This window comes from Acinetobacter sp. ASP199, from assembly GCF_022700675.1.
Taxonomy (GTDB): Bacteria; Pseudomonadota; Gammaproteobacteria; order Pseudomonadales; family Moraxellaceae; genus Acinetobacter.
In genome coordinates this window covers 608,348-630,824 of record NZ_CP062182.1, presented here as the reverse complement: position 1 = coordinate 630,824, position 22,477 = coordinate 608,348, and the positions used below count along the sequence as shown (strand labels likewise).

The following is a 22,477-nucleotide window of genomic DNA, read 5'->3' as shown; positions in this document are numbered from 1 at the left end:
AATTATGCTTTGCCTTGTTCTGGAATTTTTTTCCATGCGTTATCGCGTAAATACACCGGTAGTGCCAATTCAGCACTGACCCAATTTTCTGATGCTGCTGCCACACGCGCAATGGTCGCAATATCCTGTGCAGTTGCGATAACATCCTTATATTCAGTGACTTCTGTTTGAACCAGATGAGCCCCTGAACCCACTACAGCAAATTTTACTGTGGCCCTACCCTGTTCATAACCAAGCAACTGTTCTTCATCGATTGCCTGCATGATGCCCTGTGCATCCAGCTGATAGCTGGCGATGTAAACTTCATTCATGCGCGCATCGAGTACCGCAGTCACCTCTGTCAGACCATGCAAACGGTATGCCGCTTGTGCCAAGGCCTGTAAGGTCGAAACCGGTACCACAGGCAGGTCATTCGACCACGCCAAGGCTTGTGTTACCGCGGCATTAATACGCACACCGCTAAATGAACCCGGTCCACGACTAAATGCAATCGCAGTCAAATCAGAAACCGCCAGGCTTAAATCTTTTAAAGCCTGCTCGATCATTGGGAGAATTGTTTGCGTTTGTGCCTTTGCGCGCGCATCAAGTTGAAAAAATAATTCTTGAGTGTCATCAATCACAGAAACGGAACACTGCTCATTGGCAGTTTCCAATGCCAGCACTTTCATGCACAACCTTAATTCAGAGAATATAAAAAACGCAGATATGATACTCCACTCATATCCGCTACGCGAGATTTTCCCGAAACAGATACAAAAAAACCTGGCCATCGCCAGGTCAATAAATAGAGGGAGAAGAATTGCTTAAAGCTCAACCTGTTCCAGTTGCTGGAACTTCTGAAAATGGTTGGCATAGTGCAGTGCGCTCATTTTCAGCTTTTGTACAGTGTCTTCATCCAGCGTTTTTACCACCTTGCCCGGCGATCCCATCACTACAGAATTGTCCGGAATCACTTTTCCTTCTGGAATCAGCGCATTCGCGCCAATGATGCAGTTCTTGCCAATCACGGCATTATTCAAAATCACTGCCTGAATCCCAATCAGACTGTTATCACCGATGGTACAGCCATGCAGCATGGCCTGATGACCAATCGTCACATAATCACCAATATGCATTTCAATCCCCGCATCAGTATGCAGTACGGCATTTTCCTGCACATTGGTATAATCCCCAAGATGGATTTTGCAGTTATCACCACGCACCACGGCGCCAAACCAGATACTGACCTGTTTGCCTAATTCAACCTGACCAATCACGGTCGCTGTGGGTGCGACCCAACCATCCCATGGTTGTTGCAGCGCTTTTGGAGAATGTCCCTGAAATTTGTACAACATGCCTGAATATCCTCTTCAGTCCTGAAAGAATTTTGATCGTTTAAAAGCTGGTGAATTAAGTAAGAATGGCCAGTCTTTTTTATAGTCAAGGCCATACTGAAATAAAGAAATCAGCATACGTGCAGTCAGCCCCCAGACCACTTCATTTTCCACGCGCATACTCGGGAAATATAACGACTGCTGGGCAAAGCGTACTTCATAAGGTGTGGGTTTGGCTTCAAGTAAATGCCGCAGTGAGGCAAAGAAAATCCGGTCAATTTCGGTCGGCTGCGGAATCAGCTGAACTTTTGGTGGAATCAGTCCGACAATCGGTTTGACCAGCATGCCATTGCGTGCCTTTTGCATGGGCAGATCACCAATGAGCTGCACATCAAAAGGGTTCAGTGCGGTTTCCTCATAGGCTTCGCGTAGCGCTACGACGATATTGCTGGTGTCCTGCGGATCACGCTTACCGCCCGGAAAAGAAACCTCACCGGCATGATTGGACAGATAAGCCGAACGGCGGGTGAGTAAGACCTTGGGATTCGACTCATCCGTAATCGCAATTAACACGGCAGCATGCGCTGGCTGAATCCGCCTGGAAAAGCGCAAACGTTGCTGTAATCTATGTGTTAAATCGCGTTCATCCATCCACGCTTTCCTCATTCTCATTATGATTTCATCATAGCTGATTTTTGATTCCTGGGGATAGAATTGATGCCAAATTTCAATTTTTCAGTTATCCTGAGTCTACTTTTTGTCATTGATGATGAATATGAACTTCTGTACGGCCTGTGGACATAAGACAACTGAAAAAATACCTTTAGGGGATCAAAAACTTCGTCATGTCTGCAGCTCCTGTGGTTTTATTCATTATATTAATCCAAAGATTATTTGCGGGTCACTGGTGGTGTGGGAAGATAAAGTGCTGCTCTGCCGACGCGCGATTGAACCACGTTATGGTCTATGGACCTTACCTGCCGGCTATATGGAACTGTTTGAAACCATGGAACAAGGTGCAGCACGTGAAACCCGCGAAGAAGCCGAAGCTGAAGTGGAAATCGAACAGCTATATTGCATGTACAATATTCCACGTATCGGTCAGATTTATGTGCTGTTTAAAACTCAACTGGTGGAAGGCAAATTTGGCGCGGGTGAAGAAACCATTGAATCACGCCTGTTTGACGAAGCTGATATTCCCTGGGCCGAACTGGCATTCCCGAGTGTAGAAAGAACCTTACGTCATTATTTTGAAGACCGTAAAAATAATGTTTTCCCGATGCATCTCGAAACCCTAGGTTCACGTCTGGATCACACCGGTTAAAACAATAAACTACTGAATGCTACATATAAAAAAATGAGCGCCACTAAACGCTCGTTTTAGTTTTTGGAAAATGATGCTGTTTGCTTTAGCTATGAAACTGATGCAGCAACTTCCAAGGGTGTTTTCAAGACTTTATTCTGTAAATACTTCAGACCTTCGTTCATCTTTTCCTGCACCAACGGCGTCAGCGTATCCACCGTATGACCTTCTGTAGAAACCTCAGGCAATGCCATTAAATGTGCAGTGACATTTGGCATCTCTAACACTTTACGTACATGCTCAGCGAAACTGACCTGACCAATAAACGGCGCGACTGTATCCAGTTCACCCTGCTGATTGACATAACAAATCAGGCAAATCTGTACCGGGCGCTTTGCTTCAATTGCTGCACCTAGAATCCTGCCATGGACCTTCTTGATTGCACGTCCATCTGAAGTGGTGGCTTCAGGGAAAAACAGCACTGGAATGTCCTGTTTTAAAAATTCGGTAATCTGTTCGCGGATTCGGACTGAATCTCCCGACCCACGCTTGATAAATAAAGTTCCGCCGCCCTTTGCCAATTTACCAAGCAGCGGCCACTGTTCAATCTCGGCTTTAGCCAGGAAAAATACCCGTGCACCCGAACCAAGTACTGCAATATCCAGCCAGGACACATGATTACTCACCCAAAGTGCGGGTTCTCGTGGAATGGTGCCATGTACCTGCACTTCAATATTAAATACCTTGCATAGCTGGCGGCAGAAATACTGCACATATCGTGTGTTATGTGGATTATTCGGATTCTTATATAAACCGTGTCGGTAAACCAGATAGAACCCTTCACTTACTGCTGCGACAGAAGCAGCTATTTTTCTGCTATACAGCAAGAATTTTGCTAAACCACGAATTTCAGATGTTTCATTATTTACAGTCGAGTGCATACAAGGATCACTATTTTCCAGGTCGATTCAGGTCATCATTTTCACGTATCTTTACCATTCTATACTGTTCATTCTGAACATGCATTGATTATAAAAACCGTTCATACGGATTAAATTCTGCAATTTTTATTCAACTATACGGTGAATCATTATATTTCCATTGAATTTGTAAATTATGGAGTTTTATCATGCAGCAAGATCCCAATGGTACGACTAAAGCCCTTCAACCCACACAAGCACTAAAATACATTTTCGTGGCAACCGCATTCTATGCGGCTGTTTGGGGCGGTCTGACTCAACTTTTTGTTGCTGCACTCTAACCCAAAACTCACAGAGCCATGCTATCTGTCCCTGTCTTTTTCCACTAAAATGAATTCTATTAAAAATTTTTTTAAGTAGAGTGTGGACTGAGTGGAATATTTTGAACAGCATCGTGCCAAAGATCGTGTTATTCTGGTCAGTGTGACCGTGCAGATGCTGGAGGATCTGGATGCAGAAGAATTTCACCTGTTGGCCAGTTCAGCAGGTGCAGAAATTCTTGAGCATATGCATGCTCAGCGTTTAAGACCCGATCCTAAATATTTTATCGGCTCCGGCAAGGCTGAGGAAATTGCAGAAAAAGTTGAAGCACTTGAAGCTGATCTGGTAATTTTTGATCATACCCTGACTCCTGCTCAGGCACGTAACCTTGAGCGCGTCGTTAAATGCCGGGTGGTCGACCGTACTGAACTCATTCTGGATATTTTCGCGCTGCGCGCCCGCACTTACGAAGGTAAATTACAGGTCGAACTGGCCCAGTTACAGCATCTTTCTTCCCGCCTGATTCGCAGTCGTGGCAATCTGGATAGCCAGAAAGGGGGTATTGGTCTACGTGGCCCTGGTGAAACTTTACTGGAAACTGACCGCCGTTTGCTGCGCGTACGGATGGGACAACTGAAAGCCCGACTGGATAAAGTCCGTCAAACCCGGATGCAAGGCCGTGTCGCCCGTCAGAAAGCTGCGGTACCGACTATTTCTCTGGTGGGTTATACCAATGCCGGGAAATCTACCCTATTTAATATTCTCGCAGATAGTGATGTCTATGCAGCTGACCAGCTGTTTGCCACTCTGGATCCGACCTTGCGCCGTCTGGACTGGGAAGGCATTGGCACCGTTGTGCTGGCGGATACGGTAGGATTCGTACGGAATTTGTCTCACTCCTTGGTGGAATCTTTTAAAGCAACTTTGGAAGAAACTTTAGAAGCTACCCTGTTGCTGCATGTGATTGACTCCAGCAGTTCAGAAATTCTGGAACAGATTGATGCAGTAGAAAGTGTGCTGCATGAAATTGGAGCAAATGTACCGGTACTTCGTGTCTACAATAAAATTGACCAAAGCGGTGAAGAAGCCAAGATTATCTATCACAAACCTAATCAGCCAGAACGGGTCTATGTGTCTGCTCATACTGGAGAAGGGATTAACCTGCTACGTAAGGCGGTGCATGAAGCGTTGATGGGAGAACTGCAAAAGTTTGAACTTAAGTTACAGCCTGCACATGGCAAACTACGTAATCAGCTTTATGATCTGAATGTGATTCAGTCCGAGCATTATGACGAGCAAGGTCAGCTGCATTTGCAGGTCAGTATTGCTCCACAGAAATTGGCACAGATCATCCGGCAGGCACATCTATCCCTAGAAGATATTTTGGGTGAGCAAGCAGTTCAGTTTCAACGGCCACTTGAAGAATTTGAAATACCGCGTAAGATCGACTAAAACTCGATAAATCAAATTAAATAGACTCTAAAATGAACTGGATTAAGCACATAGATTGGCCAGCATGGATCGGCACGCTGCTTTTGATTATTGTTTTTCGGGAAGCAGCTGTATGGATCATGACCCAGCTAGAGCACCCTGAGTTAGGCAATCTGGTTGGTTTGATCAGCCTCCTCATCGTGCTGTTTAGCTGGCGTCGCTGGAGCAAAATTCCTGCCCGTCTGGTGGATACCAATAACAAGATTATGAAAGAAAGTGCCTTCGCATTTTTACCTGTCAGTGCCGGCTCATTGATGATGTTGGTACATATGGGGCATAAAATTCCAGCCTTTTTACTCATTTTGTTTGTTAGTACGCTCATTCCATTATGGGTCTATGCAAAAATGGCCAAACGCTGGCTTTAGGAGATCATTATGTTGTCTGTACTCTATGGTTTCCTGATCACGCTGGTGGCCTATCTTGCGGCCAAACCATGTAACCGTGTGATTCCTAAAATTCCTGTGATTGTCTTTGGCATGTTCTTTGTGCTGGCTATTCTGTTTGTACTCGGTGTTCCTTATGAACATTATACTGAAGACACCAATCCACTGTTTAACCGTCTTTTAGGCTACGTTACGGTGGCCTTGGCAATTCCTCTGGCAGCGATGCGCTATGATGACCTGCCATTAAAAGGCGTGATTGGAATTCTGATCTTTGCCAGTATCAGTGCAGTTGCCCTGCCAATGGGACTCGCTTATCTGTTACATATGGCAGCCGGTGACATTATGGCCTTTGCCACGCGTGCAGTCACCACGCCGATTGCCATTAATATCGCGACTTTACTAGATGCTCCAATAAGTCTGGTGATTCTGATTGTAATTCTGTCTGGTGTGATTGGTGCTGCATTTTCACCACTAATTCTACGGCATATCAATGACGAACGTGCTTCTGGTCTTGCACTGGGTCTGGCAGCTCACGCGATTGGCACAGCGCAAGCCTGGCAGCGTGGTAGTGTTGCAGGTCGATACGCAGCATTCGGCATGGCAGTGAATGCTGTTTTTACCGCCCTCTGGCTACCGACCTTTATTTTATATCTTCAGAATGTTTAATCTGACTACATCGTCATTTTTGGATGACTATATCTATTTTATATAGTCATCTTATTCTCCTACAGATAGATATAAAAATTTAAACAACTGATTTTTAATGGCAAATCAGTCACTTCATCAATTTATTTAGGTTTCATACTAATAATTAAATTGGCCTAAATGACAGATTTAAACTTAATAGTTTTATGGATTTATAATATTTTAAACATTTTAATATTGCTTAATCTACCTTATTTTCAACTCAACTATAGTTTGTCTCTTTAGTCACTTATTCTTAATATCTTCCTCTTAGTGTTTTCTATATTATTCAATATATATTAACAATCACATTTTCACTTCCAAGAATCTTGCTATAATCTCTTAGACTTAAATATGAATCTCCACCTATATTCAACTTGCATTTTTTTATATAAGGTTGTATGAATAATAAACATATAGATGTTTTTCATCTTTATGTATTAAAACTTCATATACAGCAAGAATGAAGTAAATCAAATGGATATTTGATTTTGAAATATAAGGAAATTAAATGAAAACCATGAGTGTTTTCAGGATATCAGGTACTGATTTATCATCGGGTCCAGTTTCTTGTGGAGAGGATTGGATAACCATCTGGCAACAGATGCATGATAATTCAGACTCCGCCATAAACCTGATTAAACCGGCGAAATATAAAGGAAGCAGCTTATCTAGAAATTTAAGCAGATCTTTATCTCACCCAGTTTTTGGTAATAAGCCAATGGAACGAGGTGCTGATCATTTGCCCTCCACTCAGTACGCATTTGAAATACTGGAGCCAGAAGCCTTCAACAAATTAAAATTCACTGCATTACATCATGCTGGAAATGCTACGCTACAAACGGCATCCGATATATATATTCATGACCTGATTAATCAGGTTGCTGTCGATGGTAATCCCTTAAATTTATATGACCATACTCAAATTTCGGTCATGGGACTTAAACACAACTGAATTCTTAGTGCAGACTGAACGAAAAATAATTAGTGACCGTCTGTAATAAACAACATGGGGATGATTAATATGAAAAAATCTAAAATCGCAATGATGCTAATGGGTGCATGTATGACTGTGTCAGCTTTTGCACAGGATTTGACCGGCACTTGGCAACAAATTGATGATAAAACTGGCTCCCCTAAAGCCATCATTGAAATTCGTCAAGAAAATAACGGTAGCTATGTGGGTAAAATCGTTAAAGTAACACCTCGCCCTGGTTATACCCCACAAAAAACCTGCAATAACTGCCCGGCACCATATACCAATCAGCCGATTCTGGGCATGGATGTCCTCACTGGTTTGAAACATGTAGCAGGTACCAATAACTATGAAAAAGGTCGTGTGATTGATCCACTTGCAGGCAAAATTTATGATGCCAAAGTACGTTTAAATGCGAGCGGTAAACGTCTGACGCTACGTGGCTATGTCGGTGTATCTGCTTTAGGCCGTAGCCAGACCTGGATTCGTCAGGACTAATCTACACCTGATTCAGCGAAATAAAAAAGCCATGTTTCAACGTGGCTTTTTTTATATTTGAAGATTTTAAACGACCGGATTATCGACGGCGAACATCTGCTGGTCTTCTAATCGATAAGCCAGCAATTGATTGCCCCAGACACAGCCACCATCCACATTCTGAATACGTTCAGAGATCGTCTTACCCTGTAATCCTGCCCAGTGCCCAAAGACAATCTGGTGCGTTTCGGCAGCTTTCGACTCAAACTCAAACCAGGGTCTGAAGCCTTCCGGCATTGGATCATTCAGTGAATCTTTAAAACTGTATTCCAGACGTCCTTCCGCATCGGTTAAACGCATCCGGGTCAGGTAATTCACAATACAACGTATACGCTCATGACCCTGCAACTGATCTGACCAGAGTGCGGGTTCTTTGCCAAACATGTCTTTCAGGAAAGCATCCATGACTTCAAAATCATCATGTGCGATCACTGCTTCCACTTCTTTGGCTAATTCGGCAGTCTTGACGACATCCCAGAGCTTCGGAATACCAGAATGTGTTAATACCGTCTGTTCATTTGGAAACAGGCACATCGGCTGTTTACGCAACCAGTCAATCAGGTCATCACTGTCGATGGCATCAATTACATCACGGACATTGTCCTTGTCTTTAATTGGCTTAATTCCACGCGCACAGGCTAACAATGTTAAATCGTGGTTGCCCAGTACTGTCGCAGCCACACCATTATCAACCAACTTTTTAATAAAACGCAGTGCACCAAGCGAATTTTCACCGCGAGCTACCAGATCACCTGCAAACCAGATAAAGTCCTGATCCGGATCAAAACGGATTTCTTTCAGCAATGCCTTCAAGGCTTCAAAACAGCCTTGCACATCACCAATCACATAATTGTATCGAACAGTGCGGGTCATTCTTTTTAAGCTACCATTTGATCAGATAAAGCTACAAATTGAGCAAGTGTCAGAGTCTCTGGACGTGCCATTGGATCTACACCTGCCTTTTCAAAACCATCCTCAACCAGCATGCCTTTCAGGCTATTACGAAGTGTTTTACGACGCTGGGTAAATACATGGGATACCAGACGTGCCAAAGCTTTTTCATTTTTTGCCACGATTGGCTTCACGTCATACGGCTCTAAACGGAACACCGCAGACGTCACTTTTGGTGGCGGATTGAAAGAGCCCGGCGGCACTTCAAACAGGAAAGTCGGTTTACAGTAATACTGGATCATTACGGACAAACGACCATATTCTTTGGTGTTTGGTGAAGCGGTAATACGATCCACCACTTCTTTTTGCAGCATGAAGTGCATGTCTTTAACTTTGTCACCGAATTCCAAGAGATGGAACAGCAATGGTGTCGAAATATTATAAGGCAGGTTTCCGACTACACGTAGCGGACGGCCGTCTTCAAATAAATTGGTGAAGTCGTATTTCAGTGCATCTGTTTCAACAATGGTTAAACGTTCAGGATGTGGTACACGACCCGGTAGACCCGCTGCCAAATCACGGTCAAGCTCGATCACTGTTAAAGCGTCACATTCACCAATTAAAGGTGAAGTCAACGCTGCCAGACCCGGACCAATTTCAACAATATTTTCGCCTGCACGTGGATTTACTGAACGTACAATTTTGGCAATGACACGTTGGTCATGTAAGAAGTTTTGACCAAAACGCTTACGCGTGTGATGCCCTTCATCTTTCGGGTTTAAGGCATTAATCTGATACATAGACATTTCCAACGTGTAATAAAGACGAGATCACTGACGCGCTAAATCCAGCGCCAAATCCACAGCCACATGTAAGCTTGAGCTTTTCGCAAGGCCTGTACCTGCAAGGGAGAGTGCTGTGCCATGATCGACAGAAGTTCGAATAAACGGTAAGCCCAAAGTAATATTGATGGCTTCACCAAAACCCTGAGATTTTAACACAGGTAAGCCCTGATCGTGATACATCGCCAGAACAGCATCCGCATCTTTTAAATTTTCCGGAGTAAATAAGGTATCAGCAGGCAGACTCAGGCTCATATTGATGCCTTGAGCACGGTAAGTTTCCAGCACTGGATTGATCACTTCAATCTCTTCCATTCCCAGATAACCGCCCTCACCGGCATGCGGATTCAGACCACAGACCAGAATATGCGGATGCTCGATCTTGAATTTTGATTTCAGGTCATGAATCAGAATATCAATCACCTGTTGCAAGCGCTCAGACGTAATCGCATCTGCGACTGCACGAAGCGGAAGATGGGTGGTTGCTAAAGCGACACGTAAGGTCTTAGTCGCCAGCATCATCACTACACACGGCACGCCAGCAAATTCCTGATAGTACTCAGTATGACCGCTAAAATGAATGCCAGCATCATTAATCACCGATTTCTGCACCGGTGCTGTTGCCACGCCGACACTCTTTCCAGTCATGGCATAATCAGCTGAACGACGTAATTGTTCCAGCACATAAGCTGCATTCTGCCTATTGAGTTCACCCAATATGACCGGCTCTGCCAAAGGCACATGCTCAACATAGAGCAGACCTTTTTCTGAAGAGGAAGTTTGCCCGGTATATGCAATCAGCCCTACTGCCAGATTTAACTGCTCGGCACGCTGTTTAAGCATTTCCATATCTGCCAGTACCACAATTGGACGCTCATCAACACGATCCGCCAAACTTAAACAGATATCTGGACCAATTCCGGCAGGTTCCCCACTGGTGACATATAAAGGCAGCATCTTTTTCTCTATTCACTAAGGCCTTCAATAGTATAGCCTGTTTCCATAAGGCGTGCCTGCCATGATCTATCTGTACAGTATTTTGGTTGGTTACTCTTCTGGAGAAAATCTGCGTTACAAATCTCGCCAGCTATTTTTAGGTAATCTGCTTAATTTTTCTTCCCTTATGCATGTAGATTATATAAAATACAGCGCTTGAAATTTTTAATTTTCATTTGTGATTCTTCACGTATTCGTTTAGAATCTCGTCTCCTTTTTGTTTGGGCCGCTTCCATAGCCCAAACCAACTATAATAGGTAGTGGTTTAATGAAAACTCTCAGCGCTAAGCCAGCTGAAGTTCAACACGACTGGTACGTTGTTGATGCTTCTGGCAAAACTCTAGGTCGCCTTGCGACGGAAATCGCTCGTCGTTTACGCGGTAAGCACAAGACTTCTTATACTCCTCACGTTGACACTGGTGACTACATCGTTGTTATCAATGCTGAGCAAGTTCAAGTGACTGGTAACAAATCACTTGATAAGAAATACTATCGCCACACTGGTTTCCCTGGTGGTATCCGTGAAACTAACTTTGAAAAATTAGTTGCTCACAAACCAGAAGAAATCTTCCAACGTGCTGTTAAAGGCATGTTGCCAAAAGGTCCTCTTGGTTATGCAATGATCAAGAAAATGAAAGTGTACGCTGGTGCTGAGCATCCTCACACAGCTCAACAGCCACAAGTTTTGGACATCTAAGGGATACAGCACATGGCTACTAACTATGGTACAGGTCGCCGTAAGACCGCAACTGCACGTGTTTTCCTATCTGCTGGTACTGGTAAACTCGTAATCAACAACCGTTCTTTAGAACAATACTTCGGTCGTGAGACTGCTCGTATGGTTGTTCGTCAACCTCTAGAGCTTCTTGAAGCGACTGAGAAATATGACCTTTACATCACTGTTGCTGGTGGTGGTATCGGTGGTCAAGCAGGCGCTATCCGTCACGGTATTACTCGTGCACTGATCGCTTCTGACGAAACACTTAAACCTGCTCTTCGTCAAGCTGGTTTCGTTACTCGTGATGCTCGTGAAGTTGAACGTAAGAAACTTGGTTTACGTAAAGCTCGTAAACGTCCTCAATTCTCTAAACGTTAATTCGTTTACCGAATCGGACAAAAAACCCTGGTATATCCAGGGTTTTTTTATGGCTTTAAATTGACCATTTAGCAGGATTCCAGGTTTATTGTTCATGAACATCTTTACCCCACACCCCTTCATGACACCAGAAAGACTTGGTCAGATAATAGTTGGCTATACCTATAATAATAAATACTATGATTAAGCCTAAATTCATAATCATCTTGTTTTGCTCCTTTCATTTTTTCTTATAATCTACCCTGTCAAAAGCCAATTGGTCTTTTATGCTTCGTGCTTTTTAGGTTTATTTTTAGTATCCTATTCTACTCACTAAAATTTGTTCAGGATTTATGTCAGTCGAAAGCGCGCCACTTCAAGGAATCACCTTATATAGCCATGCCGATGACTTTCGCTCCCATTGGATTCGCTACGTTCTTACCGAAAAACAAATTAAATATCATTTAATTTTGGTCGATAGTGATGATGAAGACTTGGCCAGTCTAAACCCTTATAATCAGCTGCCAATGCTGATTGAAAACGATCTCAAATTATTTATTACCCAGATCATTTCTGAATATATAGATGATCGCTATCGTCAAAACAAACTCTATGCCGATGCGCCAATGCCGCGAGCCGAGCAACGGCAATATCTATGGCGCTTTGAACATGACTGGCTAAAACTGGCTGACATCATGTTAAAGCATTCGGATTCTTTAGATCCAGCTGCAAAAGCTCAGGCACAAAAACAGCTTCGCGATATTCTCATTTCACTGATGCCATTGTTTCAACACTTCCCATATTTCATGTCGGAGCAGTTTAGTATATTAGATTGTATGCTTGCGCCGATCTTTATCCGTCTGCACAGTATGGGTATAGAATTACCTAAACAGCAATGCCGCCCTTTCTATCTGTATTGCCAGCGAATCTTTAGCCGTCCTGCTTTCATCAAATCGATGACGCTGCAGGAAAAAAATCGCTACGCTGCCCAGTTATCAAATTAATCGAGTAATCATTATGTCTGAACAGGAATTTAACCTTACGCCTACACGTCCTTATATGTCTCGTGCGATTTATGAATGGATCTGTGATAACAATATGACCCCCTACCTGTTAGTCGATGCTACGCGTCCTAATACCATGGTGCCAGAGCAGTTTATTAAAGATGGTCAAATCATTCTGAATATCGTACCGCATGCTGTACATGCGCTGCATATAAGCAATGATGCGATTACATTCTCGGCACGTTTCGGTGGTGTATCACGTGATATTTATGTACCCATGTCTGCGGTACTTGGCATTTATGCACGTGAAAATGGTCAGGGATTATTCTTTGATCCAAGTGAATATGAGCATACACAAACTGAAGAAGATGCCTTAAAATCAAACACTGAAGAAAAACCTGAAACACCTAAGAAAAAACCAAGCCTAAGGTTATTAGATTAAACAAAAACGGAGTAAGTGAATGGCTTTTGATTTAGTGCAATATTTTGTTGAACAGATAGAAACTCAAAAGCCTGAGCTTCTAAGTCAGTATCCAAAGCAGGAACGTCGTGCATATATTGCCGAGATCAGCGCACTGACTTTAGGCAAGCTGATCAGTGAATGGCGACTCAATCCCAATAAAATTTATAATGAAATTAACCACCCTGATGAACTTTACATTCAGGAAATCGCTCGTCACCTAAGTACGCTTAAATCCAATCAGTCTACTCTTTCTCTTGAAATGCAAGAAGCCAGTATTTATGAAATTTTCAAACTCCAACTCATAGAACTTAAGCAGTTGCATGATACCGGAAATCATAATCTGAACAGTATTCAGGAACTGTTGTATGGTCAGATTGAACATCTTTCTGGTCAAGCGGATGATTGGATTTGGACAACAAATAACCTAACAGAACTCAAAGGCTCTAAACCAATGCCACAAGAAGAGCTATCATTGGAGGCAACGATGAAGGAGTTTAATCAGATGGTCAGCCAAAATAATCAGCACCCTGAGCATGATGTTGAAGATGTGGTTGTGGTGAATGTACCAAACTGGGCAAAAATTGCAGAACCTGTAGTTGCAATCGTGATCCTATGGGTACTTGTAGATCAGGTTATGAAAGTATTTGCTTAAATCTTTCTACTTGGAAAAAAACCAGCTTTATGCTGGTTTTTTATTTTTATACAAACGTACAGCATATGATTAAAAATAAATGCTTATACATAAATTTTTAGTCATGTAATAAAAAGATTGGGCAATGTCAGTCTATTTTTATACAAGATAATAAGATTTTCAAACTGTACAATATTCGTTTACAGCTTATAGAACCTTTTATTAGCACCATATGGCTGTAGGGAAGCATCTGTACGACCAACTGCGCAATCAGCTTTTAATTACCCAGCGAAGCGAAAACAAAGCTTTATTTAATCTTTACTAGTTAAGCATCGATTCCAAATTTCTACAGCAATACTAAATCATCTTTAGAAATGCCATAACTTAACTACACTGAAGCTATTCACTCCTTTAGCAGCTTGATTCTGGCTGTAGTTTCCGCCTTGCCTCTGAAATCAAACTCGTAGGATAGCAATCTATTACGCTTGATATCGAAAATGTTAAAGCTATTCTTAGTACTATAGCTGTGCCTAGTCAGCCGTAAGTATTGCTGTGCTTGCAAAAAAGATATTCCACTTGGCCAAGCACTGTATGCAGTAAAGTCAGTCCCACCCTCAATTGCAGCAGTTGATGAATAAGATGAGTTCTAGAATATTTTTAGTACATAAAAAAACACCCCCTGTTGTCAGGGGGTGTTTTGGAATAATGAGCTGGCGATGACTTACTCTCACATGGGTAACCCCACACTACCATCAGCGCTAAGAGGTTTCACTTCTGAGTTCGGGAAGGGATCAGGTGGTTCACTCTTGCTATTGTCGCCAGCACAACTGTTTATGGATACTCGCTAGGTCTTATGGTTGCCTTGCTTTCTACCAAATGAGTTATTAACAGAGATACTTGAGTCAATCTAAGGTGTTCATTTTATCTAGCTTGATCACTAAATCAAGTTGCTTTGATTAATATGAAATCAATTGATGCTTTACATACAACTGTTTGGGTGTTGTATAGTCAAGCCTCACGAGCAATTAGTATTGGTCAGCTTCATGTATCACTACACTTCCACATCCAACCTATCAACGTCGTAGTCTTCAACGGCTCTTTAGGTGACATAAAGTCACAGGGAAATCTTATCTTGAGGTAGGCTTCCCGCTTAGATGCTTTCAGCGGTTATCCCTTCCGAACATAGCTACCCGGCGATGCGACTGGCGTCACAACCGGTACACCAGAGGTTCGTCCACTCTGGTCCTCTCGTACTAGGAGCAGATCCTCTCAAATTTCCAGCGCCCACGGTAGATAGGGACCGAACTGTCTCACGACGTTCTAAACCCAGCTCGCGTACCTCTTTAAATGGCGAACAGCCATACCCTTGGGACCTGCTTCAGCCCCAGGATGAGATGAGCCGACATCGAGGTGCCAAACACCGCCGTCGATATGAACTCTTGGGCGGTATCAGCCTGTTATCCCCAGAGTACCTTTTATCCGTTGAGCGATGGCCCTTCCATACAGAACCACCGGATCACTAAGACCTACTTTCGTACCTGCTCGACTTGTGGGTCTCGCAGTTAAGCGCGCTTTTGCCTTTATACTCTACGCGTGATTTCCGACCACGCTGAGCGCACCTTCGTACTCCTCCGTTACTCTTTAGGAGGAGACCGCCCCAGTCAAACTACCCACCAGACATGGTCCTCGCTCCAGATAATGGAGCAGAGTTAGAACCTCAATATTACCAGGGTGGTATTTCAAGGACGGCTCCATGGCAACTAGCGTCGCCACTTCAAAGCCTCCCACCTATCCTACACAAGTAAGATCAAAGTTCAATGTCAAGCTGCAGTAAAGGTTCACGGGGTCTTTCCGTCTAGCCGCGGGTACACCGCATCTTCACGGCGATTTCGATTTCACTGAGCCTCTGCTGGAGACAGCGCCCCCATCATTATGCCATTCGTGCAGGTCGGAACTTACCCGACAAGGAATTTCGCTACCTTAGGACCGTTATAGTTACGGCCGCCGTTTACTGGGGCTTCGATCAATAGCTTCGCTTGCGCTAACCACATCAATTAACCTTCCAGCACCGGGCAGGCATCACACCCTATACGTCCACTTTCGTGTTTGCAGAGTGCTATGTTTTTAATAAACAGTTGCAGGGGCCTGGTTTCTGAGGCTGTCGACAGCTCAAGGAGCAAGTCCTATCACCATCAACAGCGTACCTTCTCCCGAAGTTACGGTACCATTTTGCCTAGTTCCTTCAGCAGAGTTCTCTCAAGCGCTTTGGTCTACTCGACCTGACCACCTGTGTCGGTTTCGGGTACGATTCCTGTTTAACTGAAGCTTAGAGACTTTTCCTGGAAGTATGGTATCAGCCACTTCACTGTACAAGTACAGCTTGCTATCAGTTCTCAGCATAGAGTACCCCGGATTTGCCTAAGATACATGCCTACAACCTTCCACCTGGACAACCAACGCCAGGCTGACTTAACCTTCTCCGTCCTCTCATCGCATTAAACAGAAGTATTGGAATATTAACCAATTTCCCATCGACTACGCCTCTCGGCCTCGCCTTAGGGGTCGACTCACCCAGCCCCGATTAACGTTGGACTGGAACCCTTGGTCTTTCAGCGAGCGGGTTTTTCACCCGCTTTGTCGTTACTCACGTCAGCATTCGCACTTCTGATACCTCCAGCAGACTTCTCAATCCACCTTCATCGGCTTACAGAACGCTCCCCTACCACTTGCAATAAATTGCAAATCCGCAGCTTCGGCATATAGTTTTAGCCCCGTTACATCTTCCGCGCAGGCCGACTCGACTAGTGAGCTATTACGCTTTCTTTAAAGGGTGGCTGCTTCTAAGCCAACCTCCTAGCTGTCTATGCCTTCCCACATCGTTTCCCACTTAACTATAATTTAGGGGCCTTAGCTGGCGGTCTGGATTGTTTTCCTCTTGACTACGGACGTTAGCACCCGCAGTCTGTCTCCCGGATAGTACTCATTGGTATTCGGAGTTTGCATCGGTTTGGTAAGTCGGGATGACCCCCTAGCCGAAACAGTGCTCTACCCCCAATGGTATTCGTCCGAGGCGCTACCTAAATAGCTTTCGGGGAGAACCAGCTATCACCGAGTTTGATTAGCCTTTCACCCCTATCCACAAGTCATCCCCTGGCTTTTCAACGACAGTGGGTTCGGTCCTCCAGTCAGTGTTACCTAACCTTCAACCTGCTCATGGATAGATCACCCGGTTTCGGGTCTATACCCAGCAACTAAACGCCCTATTAAGACTCGGTTTCCCTACGGCTCCCCTATACGGTTAACCTTGCTACTGAATATAAGTCGCTGACCCATTATACAAAAGGTACGCAGTCACCGAACAAGTCGGCTCCCACTGCTTGTATGCATGCGGTTTCAGGATCTATTTCACTCCCCTCACAGGGGTTCTTTTCGCCTTTCCCTCACGGTACTGGTTCACTATCGGTCAGTCAGGAGTATTTAGCCTTGGAGGATGGTCCCCCCATATTCAGACAAGGTTTCACGTGCCTCGCCCTACTCGACATCATCATATCAGCCCTTTCGTGTACAGGACTATCACCCACTATGGTTGCACTTCCCAGAGCATTCCACTAAAACTGATATGACTTAATGGGCTGTTCCCCGTTCGCTCGCCGCTACTGAGGGAATCTCAATTGATTTCTTTTCCTAGAGGTACTGAGATGTTTCACTTCCCTCCGTTCGCCTCATTAACCTATGTATTCAGTTAATGATACCTGGCTTATACCAGGTGGGTTTCCCCATTCAGACATCTCCGGATCACAGGATATTTGCCGCCTCCCCGGAGCTTTTCGCAGGCTATCACGTCTTTCATCGCCTCTGACTGCCAAGGCATCCACCACATGCACTTAATTACTTGACTATACAACCCCAAACAGTCGTTTGTTCCTACAAGTAGAACAACCAACATAACAGTTTAGTGTCTTGTGAACTTAATCACTGTACAGCTTCAATTAGATTCATATACCAAAACGCTTGATTCAGTTTAATCGCTAGAACTCATTTCATTCAACTTTCACAATTGCTTGTTAGGTTGTTTAAAACGAGTTTGAACAAATTATTTCAACTCAAATATATTCTGTTAATGATTTCTCTAGCCTTCGTCAGGTCTAGATGCTGTGATAAATCACAGAATTTAATAAGATGCGCATATTACGCCAACTTCTTACTAAATTCTATAATCTAACAAACCGTTTGCTTATTACGTATCCGAAGGATACGTGGTGGAGACTAGGAGAGTCGAACTCCTGACCTCCTGCGTGCAAAGCAGGCGCTCTACCAACTAAGCTAAGTCCCCAGCTTATCAATAAGTCAATGTTTCTGATTTCTTCACTCTGCAATTGCTTGCTTGTCGTTAGTGGTGGGTCTGACAAGACTTGAACTTGTGACCCCACGCTTATCAAGCGTGTGCTCTAACCAACTGAGCTACAGACCCTCAGATACATCGTCATGAAGAACAACTTGTTGTGGATTCTTACCAATCGTCAATCTTTCGTTAAGGAGGTGATCCAGCCGCAGGTTCCCCTACGGCTACCTTGTTACGACTTCACCCCAGTCATCGGCCACACCGTGGTAAGCGTCCTCCTTACGGTTAGACTACCTACTTCTGGTGCAACAAACTCCCATGGTGTGACGGGCGGTGTGTACAAGGCCCGGGAACGTATTCACCGCGGCATTCTGATCCGCGATTACTAGCGATTCCGACTTCACGCAGTCGAGTTGCAGACTGCGATCCGGACTACGATCGGCTTTTTGAGATTAGCATCCTCTCGCGAGGTAGCAACCCTTTGTACCGACCATTGTAGCACGTGTGTAGCCCTGGCCGTAAGGGCCATGATGACTTGACGTCGTCCCCGCCTTCCTCCAGTTTGTCACTGGCAGTATCCTTAAAGTTCCCGGCATAACCCGCTGGCAAATAAGGAAAAGGGTTGCGCTCGTTGCGGGACTTAACCCAACATCTCACGACACGAGCTGACGACAGCCATGCAGCACCTGTATCTAAGTTCCCGAAGGCACCAATCCATCTCTGGAAAGTTCTTAGTATGTCAAGGCCAGGTAAGGTTCTTCGCGTTGCATCGAATTAAACCACATGCTCCACCGCTTGTGCGGGCCCCCGTCAATTCATTTGAGTTTTAGTCTTGCGACCGTACTCCCCAGGCGGTCTACTTATCGCGTTAGCTGCGCCACTAAAGCCTCAAAGGCCCCAACGGCTAGTAGACATCGTTTACGGCATGGACTACCAGGGTATCTAATCCTGTTTGCTCCCCATGCTTTCGTACCTCAGCGTCAGTATTAGGCCAGATGGCTGCCTTCGCCATCGGTATTCCTCCAGATCTCTACGCATTTCACCGCTACACCTGGAATTCTACCATCCTCTCCCATACTCTAGCTTTCCAGTATCGAATGCAATTCCTAAGTTAAGCTCAGGGATTTCACATCCGACTTAAAAAGCCGCCTACGCACGCTTTACGCCCAGTAAATCCGATTAACGCTCGCACCCTCTGTATTACCGCGGCTGCTGGCACAGAGTTAGCCGGTGCTTATTCTGCGAGTAACGTCCAAACATCTAGAGTATTAATCTAGAGTTCCTCCTCCTCGCTTAAAGTGCTTTACAACCAAAAGGCCTTCTTCACACACGCGGCATGGCTGGATCAGGCTTCCGCCCATTGTCCAATATTCCCCACTGCTGCCTCCCGTAGGAGTCTGGGCCGTGTCTCAGTCCCAGTGTGGCGGATCATCCTCTCAGACCCGCTACAGATCGTCGCCTTGGTAGGCCTTTACCCCACCAACTAGCTAATCCGACTTAGGCTCATCTACTAGCGCAAGGCCCGAAGGTCCCCTGCTTTCTCCCGTAGGACGTATGCGGTATTAGCGTTCCTTTCGGAACGTTGTCCCCCACTAATAGGCAGATTCCTAAGCATTACTCACCCGTCCGCCGCTAAGATCCAGTAGCAAGCTACTTTCTCTCCGCTCGACTTGCATGTGTTAAGCCTGCCGCCAGCGTTCAATCTGAGCCATGATCAAACTCTTCAGTTTAAAATCAATAGCACCTATAGGGTGCCAATCTTGGCTCATCAATTACTGACAAAAAATTTGCTCAAATAAACTTCGAGAAATTTCTACCAATTATCAATGAAAATAGTTTCGATTGATCAACCAGTAAAAATCCACACAAGTTGTTCTTCATAATCTCTTAATGATCTTCTTGTTGGTTCGTCACCAGCAAGCTAGGTCGGCTATATTACCCCCTATCTCTAGAAAGTCAATCAGTAATTCAAATTATTTTAAACTTCCCTTCTAAAACCTAACTTAATCAACTTTAACTAAGTTACTGTTTTATCAGAAGTTTTAATCTTCATCACCGCCGATAGATGTGCATTCTACAGCATTTCACATGCCTTGCAACCCCTTTTTTTAAATAATCTCAACGTATGTTTATTTTTTAATCTTTTACGTTTTTTTGATTCATTATTTGGTCAAATTTGATTAAATAGAGACTATAGACACCTCTTCACGTTTATTATTTTTATACTTTGTCGGCTTCGCTTCATCATTAAATAGAATTTTCTGGAATTTGCTATGCGTCATTCCTCTTATCTGTATGCTGGTTTAATCAGTTTAGTGACCAGCTCCTTTGTCTATGCAGAAGATCTCCAAACGGATCAATCTGCAAATACCGAGGCCTCTGCTGATTTATCTACTTCTCCTACTGAACTAGAAGCTACTACTCCTGAATCGACCAGTGAAACTGCCGAATACAAAAAGGCGCTAGCTGCCTGGAAAGAAAAACTCAACGTTAATGCCAGTGCTGCTCAGGCTGATGAACAAAAAGACCCGTTTCAGTCCTGGAACCGAAAGGTCTTTAAGTTTAATGACGCAATCGATCGCGCTACAGTTCGACCATTGGCAGTTCAATACACCGAGAAAGTCCCGCAGGATGTGCGTGGCTCTTATACTCAGTTCCGCAGCAATCTGAGTGAACCCTGGAATGCTGTGAACCAGCTTATTCAAGGTCGCCCGCTTCGTGCAGCTAAATCATTAGGGCGTTTTACAGTGAATACCTTAACTACTTTAGGTCTGGCTGATCCTGCTCGTCGTCTAGGCCTGGAAAATGAAGGTGAACGCTTTGGTATGACTTTGGGCTATTATGGTATTCCTTCTGGTCCTTATCTGGTATTGCCTGTCTTTGGTCCAAGTACAATTCGTGATGGTATTGGCCTTGCTGTTGACAGTCAGGCACGTCCACAGAAATATCTTCTGGAAGATCAGGAAGGTCTATACTGGTTTGATCAGGTATGGCGCGGTGTCGATGCACGTTCTCAATTACTTGAGATTGAAGGTGTATTAAGCGGTGATAAATATGCACAGATTCGTGACATTTATCTGCAACGTACCAGCTATGCAATTGCTGAAAAGAAAGGTCTGGAATCTGAAAGTCTATTCACTGACATAGATGACGAATTTGAAGATGAGTTTGATGAATTTAATGAAGATCAGACTGAATCGACAGAACCAGCCTTCTAAGTTCATAATTTCCGCAAGATTACCGGTGAAAAAGATTCGCTGGTAATCAATAGCTTGTTATAGTACATCTAATAAACAAACTTGGGATTAGTTCACTTCCTTATGTATTTTATTCAGCCGACTCGTGATGTTCCTTATCTTGACCAAGTCCTTGACACGCTTCCAGATGTGCAGATGATTGGTCTTGAAGATCATGAGTTGTATGACCAGACTATTCTCGCAATTTCTGACGTGCATGATTACCTGAAATACCAATGGGATTTTCCAACCATTGTACTGGCTTTGGAAAATGAAGGTGCTGAACTGTCTCAAGCCTGGGAGCAAGGCGCGCTTGCCGGGTGGATCTGGAATAAACTTCCAGCTCAACCTCTCCTCGCTTTACAAAAAATTGATGCGCAATATAAAAGAAACCAGGATAGTCGTGATTTACCTTCCGCAGCAGAATTACAACAAAAACTCCTGCCCAATCCCATTGAGCTGTTGAACTATCAGGTAGAAACGTATTTTCAGCCTTCTGCTTATCTGTCTGGTGATTGGTACGATTACTGGAAAATCAGCGATAAAGAGGTGATATTCTATCTGGCTGATGTCTCTGGTCATGGTGTCACCAGCAGCCTGCTCACCTCATGGATGGCAGCTTTCCACGGTCGCTCTAAATCACCACGCGAGCTCATTAAAAAGTTGAATGGGATGCTGGTTCAGGAAAATATTGAAAAGCATATCACCATGATTGCCGGGGTTTTAAACCTTGAAACTCATGTAGTGCGCTGGTCGAGTGCCGGGCATTATCCACCACCTATTATCTTTGAGCCGAATCAGGCACCAAAAATTTTATCCACCAGTAGTTTTCCTCTTGGACTAACTGAAGAACTGGAAGTCAGTGAACAGGAATTTGTCCTGAAACGTCATGCCCGCTTCATTTTATGTTCAGATGGTGCCCTGGAACCTTTTGATGGTGGCCTGAATGAACAGTTTTCACAGCTGGTCTATCACTTGCAAAATCAATCTTTTCAAGCGCCAGAGCATGTAGCAGACGATATTGCCTTCCTTAGCTTCATCCGCATGAATTAGTAATATAATTATTGTG

21 protein-coding genes, 2 tRNA genes and 3 rRNA genes are annotated in these 22,477 nt (G+C 44.2%); 14 read left to right on the top strand and 12 right to left on the bottom strand.

Features of this window, described 5'->3' with window-relative positions:
- Positions 1 to 2: 2 nt before the first annotated feature.
- From tsaB to IHE35_RS02930, 3 genes are all read right to left on the bottom strand, one after another.
- Complete coding sequence (gene tsaB, locus IHE35_RS02940; RefSeq protein WP_242789240.1) at positions 3 to 668, bottom strand: tRNA (adenosine(37)-N6)-threonylcarbamoyltransferase complex dimerization subunit type 1 TsaB; 666 nt, start codon at positions 666 to 668, stop codon at positions 3 to 5.
- A gap of 135 nt (positions 669 to 803) precedes the next feature.
- On the bottom strand, positions 804 to 1,334 hold the full coding sequence (locus IHE35_RS02935) for a gamma carbonic anhydrase family protein (protein WP_004811270.1): 531 nt from the start codon (positions 1,332 to 1,334) through the stop codon (positions 804 to 806).
- Positions 1,335 to 1,349: 15 nt separating this feature from the next.
- The gene (locus IHE35_RS02930; protein WP_163172029.1) at positions 1,350 to 1,964 is read right to left on the bottom strand and encodes a CoA pyrophosphatase; all 615 of its coding nucleotides are present in this window, start codon (positions 1,962 to 1,964) and stop codon (positions 1,350 to 1,352) included.
- 124 nt (positions 1,965 to 2,088) lie between these two features.
- Between IHE35_RS02930 and IHE35_RS02925 the strand changes: the two genes are divergently transcribed.
- Complete coding sequence (locus tag IHE35_RS02925; RefSeq protein WP_103800242.1) at positions 2,089 to 2,637, top strand: NUDIX hydrolase; 549 nt, start codon at positions 2,089 to 2,091, stop codon at positions 2,635 to 2,637.
- An 89-nt stretch (positions 2,638 to 2,726) separates the two neighbouring features.
- Here the strand turns inward: IHE35_RS02925 and IHE35_RS02920 are convergent, their stop codons facing one another.
- Positions 2,727 to 3,557 (bottom strand): lysophospholipid acyltransferase family protein, encoded by an 831-nt coding sequence (locus IHE35_RS02920; protein WP_242789239.1) that lies wholly within the window; start codon positions 3,555 to 3,557, stop codon positions 2,727 to 2,729.
- Positions 3,558 to 3,745: 188 nt separating this feature from the next.
- Between IHE35_RS02920 and IHE35_RS14650 the strand changes: the two genes are divergently transcribed.
- The 6 genes from IHE35_RS14650 to IHE35_RS02895 all read left to right on the top strand — a co-directional run bounded on the left by IHE35_RS14650 (position 3,746) and on the right by IHE35_RS02895 (position 7,889).
- A complete protein-coding gene (locus tag IHE35_RS14650) occupies positions 3,746 to 3,877 on the top strand; it encodes a hypothetical protein (protein ID WP_275975176.1) in 132 nt (43 codons plus the stop codon).
- A 91-nt stretch (positions 3,878 to 3,968) separates the two neighbouring features.
- A complete protein-coding gene (gene hflX, locus IHE35_RS02915) occupies positions 3,969 to 5,309 on the top strand; it encodes a ribosome rescue GTPase HflX (protein WP_242789238.1) in 1,341 nt (446 codons plus the stop codon).
- A gap of 32 nt (positions 5,310 to 5,341) precedes the next feature.
- A complete protein-coding gene (locus tag IHE35_RS02910; RefSeq protein ID WP_004811284.1) occupies positions 5,342 to 5,713 on the top strand; it encodes a hypothetical protein in 372 nt (123 codons plus the stop codon).
- 9 nt (positions 5,714 to 5,722) lie between these two features.
- Positions 5,723 to 6,397, top strand: a complete 675-nt coding sequence (locus IHE35_RS02905; protein WP_242789237.1) for an LrgB family protein — start codon at positions 5,723 to 5,725, stop codon at positions 6,395 to 6,397.
- 529 nt (positions 6,398 to 6,926) lie between these two features.
- Entirely contained in the window at positions 6,927 to 7,370 is a 444-nt protein-coding gene (locus IHE35_RS02900) for a hypothetical protein (protein ID WP_242789236.1), read from the top strand.
- Positions 7,371 to 7,439: 69 nt separating this feature from the next.
- Positions 7,440 to 7,889: a DUF2147 domain-containing protein gene (locus IHE35_RS02895; protein ID WP_242789235.1), complete on the top strand. Its 450-nt coding sequence runs from the start codon at positions 7,440 to 7,442 to the stop codon at positions 7,887 to 7,889.
- A 66-nt stretch (positions 7,890 to 7,955) separates the two neighbouring features.
- Here IHE35_RS02895 and IHE35_RS02890 read toward each other — a convergent pair whose 3' ends face one another.
- From IHE35_RS02890 to pdxA, 3 genes are read right to left on the bottom strand one after another with little or no spacing between them, the layout of a single operon-like run.
- Positions 7,956 to 8,801, bottom strand: coding sequence for a symmetrical bis(5'-nucleosyl)-tetraphosphatase (locus IHE35_RS02890; RefSeq protein WP_242789234.1), 846 nt, complete (start codon positions 8,799 to 8,801; stop codon positions 7,956 to 7,958).
- A gap of 5 nt (positions 8,802 to 8,806) precedes the next feature.
- Positions 8,807 to 9,619: a 16S rRNA (adenine(1518)-N(6)/adenine(1519)-N(6))-dimethyltransferase RsmA gene (gene rsmA, locus IHE35_RS02885; protein WP_242789233.1), complete on the bottom strand. Its 813-nt coding sequence runs from the start codon at positions 9,617 to 9,619 to the stop codon at positions 8,807 to 8,809.
- Between the two features lie 30 nt (positions 9,620 to 9,649).
- On the bottom strand, positions 9,650 to 10,618 hold the full coding sequence (pdxA, locus tag IHE35_RS02880; RefSeq protein WP_242789232.1) for a 4-hydroxythreonine-4-phosphate dehydrogenase PdxA: 969 nt from the start codon (positions 10,616 to 10,618) through the stop codon (positions 9,650 to 9,652).
- A gap of 307 nt (positions 10,619 to 10,925) precedes the next feature.
- Between pdxA and rplM the strand changes: the two genes are divergently transcribed.
- The 5 genes from rplM to IHE35_RS02855 all read left to right on the top strand — a co-directional run bounded on the left by rplM (position 10,926) and on the right by IHE35_RS02855 (position 13,851).
- Positions 10,926 to 11,354, top strand: coding sequence for a 50S ribosomal protein L13 (gene rplM, locus IHE35_RS02875; RefSeq protein ID WP_004909012.1), 429 nt, complete (start codon positions 10,926 to 10,928; stop codon positions 11,352 to 11,354).
- Positions 11,355 to 11,366: 12 nt separating this feature from the next.
- Positions 11,367 to 11,753, top strand: coding sequence for a 30S ribosomal protein S9 (gene rpsI / locus IHE35_RS02870; RefSeq protein WP_004785251.1), 387 nt, complete (start codon positions 11,367 to 11,369; stop codon positions 11,751 to 11,753).
- A 332-nt stretch (positions 11,754 to 12,085) separates the two neighbouring features.
- Positions 12,086 to 12,736 (top strand): glutathione S-transferase N-terminal domain-containing protein, encoded by a 651-nt coding sequence (locus IHE35_RS02865; RefSeq protein WP_242789231.1) that lies wholly within the window; start codon positions 12,086 to 12,088, stop codon positions 12,734 to 12,736.
- 13 nt (positions 12,737 to 12,749) lie between these two features.
- On the top strand, positions 12,750 to 13,178 hold the full coding sequence (locus IHE35_RS02860) for a ClpXP protease specificity-enhancing factor (RefSeq protein ID WP_242789230.1): 429 nt from the start codon (positions 12,750 to 12,752) through the stop codon (positions 13,176 to 13,178).
- Positions 13,179 to 13,197: 19 nt separating this feature from the next.
- The gene (locus IHE35_RS02855) at positions 13,198 to 13,851 is read left to right on the top strand and encodes a hypothetical protein (protein WP_242789229.1); all 654 of its coding nucleotides are present in this window, start codon (positions 13,198 to 13,200) and stop codon (positions 13,849 to 13,851) included.
- Between the two features lie 687 nt (positions 13,852 to 14,538).
- On the opposite strand, the gene rrf is transcribed toward IHE35_RS02855, so the two are convergent.
- From rrf to IHE35_RS02830, 5 genes are all read right to left on the bottom strand, one after another.
- Positions 14,539 to 14,653 (bottom strand): 5S ribosomal RNA (rrf, locus tag IHE35_RS02850).
- A gap of 181 nt (positions 14,654 to 14,834) precedes the next feature.
- Positions 14,835 to 17,728, bottom strand: a 23S ribosomal RNA gene (locus tag IHE35_RS02845).
- Positions 17,729 to 18,087: 359 nt separating this feature from the next.
- Positions 18,088 to 18,163 (bottom strand) — tRNA-Ala (locus tag IHE35_RS02840).
- Between the two features lie 61 nt (positions 18,164 to 18,224).
- Positions 18,225 to 18,301, bottom strand: a tRNA-Ile gene (locus IHE35_RS02835).
- A gap of 61 nt (positions 18,302 to 18,362) precedes the next feature.
- Positions 18,363 to 19,902, bottom strand: a 16S ribosomal RNA gene (locus tag IHE35_RS02830).
- Together the 16S, 23S and 5S rRNA genes with 2 tRNA genes alongside form the textbook arrangement of a ribosomal RNA operon.
- A gap of 543 nt (positions 19,903 to 20,445) precedes the next feature.
- Here IHE35_RS02830 and IHE35_RS02825 point away from each other — a divergent pair.
- Both IHE35_RS02825 and gigA read left to right on the top strand, forming a co-directional pair.
- Positions 20,446 to 21,390: a VacJ family lipoprotein gene (locus tag IHE35_RS02825; protein WP_242789228.1), complete on the top strand. Its 945-nt coding sequence runs from the start codon at positions 20,446 to 20,448 to the stop codon at positions 21,388 to 21,390.
- Positions 21,391 to 21,492: 102 nt separating this feature from the next.
- Positions 21,493 to 22,461, top strand: a complete 969-nt coding sequence (gigA, locus tag IHE35_RS02820) for an RsbU family protein phosphatase GigA (RefSeq protein ID WP_242789227.1) — start codon at positions 21,493 to 21,495, stop codon at positions 22,459 to 22,461.
- The last annotated feature ends 16 nt before the right edge of the window (positions 22,462 to 22,477 follow it).